Genomic DNA, 4,845 nt, shown 5'->3' with positions numbered 1-4,845 from the left:
CTCACAGAGACCGCATGGGAACTATCTTGCCGCCTATGGACAGCTCCTGAGTTCGGCGCGGTTCTGGGCCTACACCCTGTGTATGGCCTGGTCCATGGGAACACTTTACATCTTCCTGGGCGGAGCACCACTGGCCGTCGGTCACACGCTCGACGGCTCAAGTGCGAAACTCGGCTTGTACATGGGGTTGGTCCCGGCGGGCTTCATCCTGGGTAGCTATTTGGCTGGCCGCTTCGCCTCAAAGCACGCGCTAGGCGCCACCCTCATTGTCGGGCGGCTCATAACGTGTATGGGGCTGTTGGTTGGCCTGATCCTATCGATTTTGGCGACAGCAGCCCACGTTCTTGCGTTCTTTGGGCCTTGCATGTTCATCGGCATCGGCAATGGACTGACCATGCCCGCCGCCAACACAGGCGTGCTGTCGGTGCGCGCCGATCTCGCCGGTACCGCGGCGGGGCTGGCCGCTGCAATGACAACCGCTGGCGGTGCGCTCACAGCCTCAATCGCCGGCCTGTTCCTTGTGAAGGCAGGTGCAACGCATGTACTGCTCGGTATGATGCTGATATCGGCATCACTCGCATTGCTGGCAGCAATTTTGGCCGCATTTGTCGATTGGCGTGCCTCCAAGATGGTTTCCTAGGAGTAGCCGATTTCCATTGCTCAGTGCATCTAAGCCTTGGGGTTTCTTCTCGCGAAAACATGCTCGTCTTCCGGCTCGCGCGCACTCTCTCGCGCGTCATGGTCGGCCAACGAGACGCGCGTTCACCCCACATCTGGCGATCTGGCCCTGCAACTGCTGCCCGCACTCATCGCCTTTTGCTCGCATGATCACCGCCGAAAACAGCCAAGCCGGCCCGTTCAACTTCGGGCTCACTATCCAGCGCAAGCTCTTAGGGCTTGGTGGAAAATCGACGTCATGCGGAACTCATTCCTTTTGAATGACGCAGAACGTGTTGCCGTCTGGATCAGCCAAGACGATGTAGTCCGCTTCCTCTGGATAGCGCCAGTTGACGCGTTGCGCGCCGATTAACAACAACCGCTCGACTTCGGCTTTTTGATTGGATGCGTAAAGATCGAGATGATGGCGCTGATGCGTTTCAGGATCAGATGAGACGATTGTGATCGCCATCTGTTGCCCCTCGCCCTTTTTCGGAACGAGGATCGCCCAATCCGCCGACGGCTCCCTCGCGGGCTTATAATTCAAAGCAGCGCACCAGAATTCAATGGCACGCGGGACATCCCTTACACCCCAGACAATCGAACCTATCTTGAGCATTCTTCCTCCTTTTTCCGACACCTACGCGCGCTAAATGACCGCTAAGATCTGTGACGGCCGAATGCGGTGCCCGCGTGCCGGAGCAACCACCGACGATCAGATAGCGAGCATGTTCCACCTGCCGGCGCGCATAGCCAATGCGCTCTCGTTCAACATGCGCTGTCCATCCAGCTCCTGAACCGGCCCAAAATGCATCTTTCACATCAAAACCTGACCGGCTTGGCTGTTCCATAAATTTCGCAGCCAAGGCCGCGAACCTCACGTTTTCAAGATGATCAATCCGTCGGTTCAGGCAGGCTTTGTTTCCTCGAACATCAATGCCCGCCCGTCGAAGTGTTCGTGCCCCTCCTGCAAATGCCTCGATGCCGCCCATCTTGATCAAGGTGGACGCCGATCTACCTTCTTTTCTAACAGGCGAGAGCCCTGCAATCGGTAGATAATATGTGTCCGGAAACCTTCTGCAGCCATCGACCGGTCGTCCCTCCATTGAAGGATCGTCCCGCCTTCGTTGGTCCTGATTGTGATCCACTCTCTTTAAGATCGCGAAAAAGCAGAGGCAACCAAGGAGCACCGGCGTGTCCAGCTGGCGGAAAAGCAATCCCGACAACTTTAGGCAGGGCTTGGTTCAGAAAGGTCGATCACTGACAAACCAGATCGAGGTTTTAAACAGCGCGTGTTCCGCCACCGGTTCTTTATGGAGCGTCAGGAGAGGCCAATCTCCGGTCATCGCGACGGCAATCCATGACGGTCGGCTTATGCGGCAGGACTTGCTGCCGCTTTGTGCTTTGAGCGAGTCCGAGCGTCTTCGTGAGGAAGACCCCTTCACAGCCGTCCTGATCAGTGGCGTGCCGGACCAGATCGTTTTTCATCGGTCTCGGTTTGAGATCGATCTCAACCGGGGTCGCGAACAGGCCGTCTACTTCCGTCCCGAGCAGGCTTGGGGGCTAACCGTCTGGAAAAATGGCCTTCCCGCCTCCCAACACTTGGCCTCGCTGATGGTTTACGATGACTACTATGAAATGCTTGGCTCCCTTCTAAAGGCTATTGAGCGAAACCACGGGGAGTTCGTCCTTCTCGACGTCCACAGCTATAACCATCGCCGCGCCGGTCCCGACATCCGGACCGATCCCGAGCAAGCCCCAGATATCAACATCGGTACCTTCTCGATGGACCGCGATCGCTGGGCGCATGTCGTTGATCCGTTGATGGAGCACTTCCGAGCCTTCAAGATCGGAGACAAGCCGCTGGCTGTGGGCGAGAATATCGCCTTCCAGGGCAAGGGAGAGCAAACACGGTTTATCCATGAGCAGTTCCCCAAGACGGGATGTGCCATCGCCATCGAGTTCAAGAAGATATTCATGGACGAATGGACCGGGCAGCCGGACAACGCCGTACTCGGCAAGCTTCGCGACGCGGTAACGGCGGCGGTTCCGCTTCTGGAACGCATTGTGGGGCAGCCTCGATGATGCAACAGACGTCGGCAGTTCAGGAAAGTTGGCTGGAGGAGGTCACACAGTGTCTGCGTGATGATAAGCCGATCCGCAAGGAGCTGCCGGAAGGCGGGCGACTTCATATTGATCGACTGCTGCCCTTCCTCTTCATTTACGTTGAGACCCGCAAGACCGAAGAGGTTGCCCGCTCGGTAACACAGTCAAACGCTTCGTATCTTCTCGCATCGACCCCAAAGCAGGTCATGCCCGTCATCCAGGCTCTTAGCGCCATCGCGGTCGAACGATTTGGATCATTCCTGGTCATCAGAAGCGGAGAGCTTGGTCGCGACAAGTTCCTTACCGATGACGCGCCCTATCTGCCCCCCTTCGAGGTTTCGGTCTGGTCAACCGAAAATGCCGTTGTAGCTAAAGAGGCATTCTCGCAGGCCGTCATGGCGAGCGAAGCTCGGTTTCGCACGCCAAGGGTCGAGGAACGAGGCGCTCCACCATCGGTGATCGATGAGGAAATTTCTATTTTACCCGGTTGCGCCGTCCTATCGGCCGAGTTTGCTCCGATCTACCGCGCGCCCGAGTCCGCACAGATATACCCGGAGCTTCGAGATCAGCTGATTGCAACCCTGTTCGATGCCGGGCTACGGGCATGTGCCGCATTCATAGGCTCTCGTGGCATCTTGAAACTAACATCGCATCGATCCTTGGGCCGACGCGCCTTTGTTGATGCCGTGAGCCGTGTTGACCGGGGCATCGATGAAATTGCTTCGGCCTTTGACGTGCTCCTTGCGGTTACCCCCATCAACGCTCAGCAGGCGTTTCAACAGTTCAAGTCGAACAGTTTCAAAGGCGATCCCGCCTTCCTCTACCGGCCTTTGACCATCCAGGTCGAAAGCGCAAAGCAGCACCTCTTTTCGGTTTCCTTTGATCATATGGAAGACCCGGTTCTCTACGATCTTTATCGGGAAAAGCAGCGCGAAGTGGATTTGCAGCTTTCCTTGATCGCGTCGCGCCAGGCAGCCAGCTTCATTGAGTTCGGAAGAGCGTTGTACGGGCCTGTCGAACCGTCTCTTCTTGCCGAAGCCGAAAGCATTCTCGGCATGCTTTCGAACGACGACCCGGCTGATTTTGACGACCGGGTTTCCGAGGCGCCGAATGCGGACGCCAACTATGTTTCGCAACGGGCGCAGGCAATGATCGCTATGTATCGGCGGGCCTGGCCGGACTTCAAAGTCGAAATCGAGCTTCGCGATGATCTTCCATCAGGGTTGATGGTGACCAATCATCGCCTTCTGATATCAAAGACGACCAATATGGATCGACGGCGCGTGGAGCCACTTCTTTCCCATGAGATCGGCGTCCACCTGCTCACCTACTTCAACGGATCCTCGCAAGGCCTGCGGCTCTTTCGCTCTGGCCTTTCTGGCTATGAAGGGATGCAGGAAGGTCTTGCGGTGTTCGCCGAATACCTCTCAGGCGGTATGACCGTGGAACGGCTGAAGTTAATTGCTGCCCGCGTCGTCGCATGCGCCGACATGCTTGCGGACGTGCCCTTTGAACATGCGTTCTATCGTCTGGTTCAGGATTATAAATTCACCCACTTCGGGGCGTTCAATCTTGCGCTGCGGGTCTACCGAGGCGGCGGTCTCGCCAAAGACGCGATCTACCTGAGAGGACTGCTTCAGCTCCTGGATCACCTCAAGCGCGGCGGTGCGCTTGAACCCTTCTGGATGGGAAAGATCGCCTCTTCTCATTTTGGCGTCATGGAAGAGCTTGCAGCACGCGGGTTGCTGAAGCAACCGTCTGTCTATCCGCTGTTTCTCGCCACCGGTGAAGGGCGCGAAAGGCTCGACAGGGCCAGACAGGGAATGCGGCCCATCGACATGGTCCAACCAAAGGAAAGCTAGATGCGCATTGCGTTCTTCGTGAACTCCATCGAGGGCGAGGCTTCGTATTTTACGACGACGTCTCTGGCGATTGCGGCGATGGCCCGTGGCCATGATATCTGCTACGTCACGCCCGATGGTTTTGTGCTTCGCACGGATGACAGTCTCTCGGTGCGGGCCATCATTCAAGGTGGTGGAAGACCCAAGAACGCCGACGCGTTGATCGCGACCCGTAATGAGA

General features: G+C 57.0%; 3 protein-coding genes and 2 pseudogenes. 4 read left to right on the top strand and 1 reads right to left on the bottom strand.

The genetic code is table 11. From position 1 onward, the window contains the following. Nucleotides 1-640: pseudogene (locus C9413_RS27795) on the top strand (Bcr/CflA family drug resistance efflux transporter); the annotation flags it as partial. A gap of 285 nt (nt 641-925) precedes the next feature. Here C9413_RS27795 and C9413_RS27790 read toward each other — a convergent pair. Next, nucleotides 926-1,276 (bottom strand): VOC family protein, encoded by a 351-nt coding sequence (locus C9413_RS27790; RefSeq protein WP_040115822.1) that lies wholly within the window; start codon nt 1,274-1,276, stop codon nt 926-928. A gap of 641 nt (nt 1,277-1,917) precedes the next feature. On the opposite strand from C9413_RS27790, the gene C9413_RS27785 reads away from it, so the two are divergent. The 3 genes and pseudogenes from C9413_RS27785 to C9413_RS27775 all read left to right on the top strand — a co-directional run. Next, the gene (locus tag C9413_RS27785; RefSeq protein ID WP_246703865.1) at nt 1,918-2,742 is read left to right on the top strand and encodes an N-formylglutamate amidohydrolase; all 825 of its coding nucleotides are present in this window, start codon (nt 1,918-1,920) and stop codon (nt 2,740-2,742) included. Beyond that, nucleotides 2,739-4,625 (top strand): flavohemoglobin expression-modulating QEGLA motif protein, encoded by a 1,887-nt coding sequence (locus C9413_RS27780; protein WP_040115823.1) that lies wholly within the window; start codon nt 2,739-2,741, stop codon nt 4,623-4,625. The genes C9413_RS27785 and C9413_RS27780 overlap by 4 nt, the downstream gene beginning before the upstream one ends. Continuing rightward, nucleotides 4,626-4,845, top strand: a pseudogene (locus C9413_RS27775) (glutathione synthase); the annotation flags it as partial.

This window comes from Rhizobium sp. SEMIA 4085 (assembly GCF_013004495.1).
In the GTDB taxonomy this organism is placed as follows: domain Bacteria; phylum Pseudomonadota; class Alphaproteobacteria; order Rhizobiales; family Rhizobiaceae; genus Rhizobium; species Rhizobium gallicum.
This window is presented reverse-complemented; position numbering and strand designations above follow the sequence as displayed.